This is a genomic window from Desemzia sp. FAM 23990 (genome assembly GCF_045528485.1).
In the GTDB taxonomy this organism is placed as follows: domain Bacteria; phylum Bacillota; class Bacilli; order Lactobacillales; family Carnobacteriaceae; genus Desemzia.
This window is the reverse complement of the sequence record NZ_JBGQQW010000051.1, coordinates 1-1,310: the sequence shown is the minus strand read 5'-3', so window position 1 is coordinate 1,310 and position 1,310 is coordinate 1. Positions and strand designations below refer to the sequence as shown.

Sequence of the window (1,310 nt, the reverse complement as noted above, 5' to 3'; positions counted from 1 at the left end):
AATCTTATCCATAAGAAGGCCTCTTTCATTTATGTATTTGCCCTGCAAAGCATACATTTATGATAAAGTGCCTTCTTTCTTTTTTCCAGTAAAATTATTGGCTCTCGAGAACTATTTTACACATACAGCAACTAATATCCCCTTTTCAACCTCTTTTCGCATCATTTTGTTCGATTTGCTGTATTTAACACGCAAAAAGACCTTTGCCGCAAAGGACATAGGTCTTTTATTTTATACATACATTAATACCGGCGGCCGGAATCGAACCGGCACGCCCTCAACAGGCACTGGATTTTGAGTCCAGCGCGTCTACCAGTTCCGCCACGCCGGCATGTATAACAAACAAATTTTATCAATCTTCAAACAAGGCGGTAACCGGATTTGAACCGGTGATGAAGGTTTTGCAGACCTCTGCCTTACCACTTGGCTATACCGCCAAAATATAATATTTAAAAGAACTGGGCTAGCTGGATTCGAACCAGCGCGTGAGGGAGTCAAAGTCCCTTGCCTTACCGCTTGGCTATAGCCCAATAAAAAAGGGCGACTGATGGGGATCGAACCCACGCATGCCGGAACCACAATCCGGTGTGTTAACCACTTCACCACAATCGCCATAATATTGAAAGTACATCATTTAAAATAAATGATGGAGGGGGGCAGATTCGAACTGCCGAACCCGAAGGAGCGGATTTACAGTCCGCCGCGTTTAGCCACTTCGCTACCCCTCCAAATAAAATGGCCCGGGACAGAGTCGAACTGCCGACACCTTGAGCTTCAATCAAGTGCTCTACCAACTGAGCTACCGGGCCTTACTGGTACTATTATTGTGTTTAGTTTGGAATCAATGGAGGTTAACGGGCTCGAACTGCTGACCCTCTGCTTGTAAGGCAGATGCTCTCCCAACTGAGCTAAACCTCCAAAGGTAAATCCATAAAAATGACCCGTACGGGATTCGAACCCGTGTTACCGCCGTGAAAGGGCAGTGTCTTAACCGCTTGACCAACGGGCCTGATAATAAAATAAGTTGAAATGAATGAAAACATTAAAACGGAGAAGGAGGGATTTGAACCCTCGCGCCGCGTTAGCGACCTACACCCTTAGCAGGGGCGCCTCTTCAGCCACTTGAGTACTTCCCCAAACCAATGAAAAGTATTTTCTTCATTTTATTTATGTTTGTTTTTGCAATGGGCCTAAATGGACTCGAACCATCGACCTCACGCTTATCAGGCGTGCGCTCTAACCAGCTGAGCTATAGGCCCATAAAAGCGGGTGAGGAGAATCGAACTCCCATCATCAGCTTGGAAGGCTGA

The 1,310-nt window shown here is 46.0% G+C and carries 10 tRNA genes; all 10 read right to left on the bottom strand.

Annotated elements, in window-relative coordinates:
- Positions 1-246 precede the first annotated feature (246 nt).
- Positions 247-331, bottom strand: a tRNA-Leu gene (locus ACEN4I_RS13330).
- 35 nt (positions 332-366) lie between these two features.
- A tRNA-Cys gene (locus ACEN4I_RS13325) sits at positions 367-437 on the bottom strand.
- A gap of 21 nt (positions 438-458) precedes the next feature.
- Positions 459-530 (bottom strand) — tRNA-Gln (locus ACEN4I_RS13320).
- A 9-nt stretch (positions 531-539) separates the two neighbouring features.
- Positions 540-612 (bottom strand) — tRNA-His (locus tag ACEN4I_RS13315).
- Positions 613-647: 35 nt separating this feature from the next.
- Positions 648-728, bottom strand: a tRNA-Tyr gene (locus tag ACEN4I_RS13310).
- Positions 729-736: 8 nt separating this feature from the next.
- Positions 737-809, bottom strand: a tRNA-Phe gene (locus tag ACEN4I_RS13305).
- A gap of 36 nt (positions 810-845) precedes the next feature.
- Positions 846-918, bottom strand: a tRNA-Val gene (locus ACEN4I_RS13300).
- Between the two features lie 19 nt (positions 919-937).
- Positions 938-1,009, bottom strand: a tRNA-Glu gene (locus ACEN4I_RS13295).
- Positions 1,010-1,048: 39 nt separating this feature from the next.
- Positions 1,049-1,136 (bottom strand) — tRNA-Ser (locus ACEN4I_RS13290).
- Positions 1,137-1,185: 49 nt separating this feature from the next.
- Positions 1,186-1,259, bottom strand: a tRNA-Ile gene (locus ACEN4I_RS13285).
- Between the last annotated feature and the right edge of the window lie 51 nt (positions 1,260-1,310).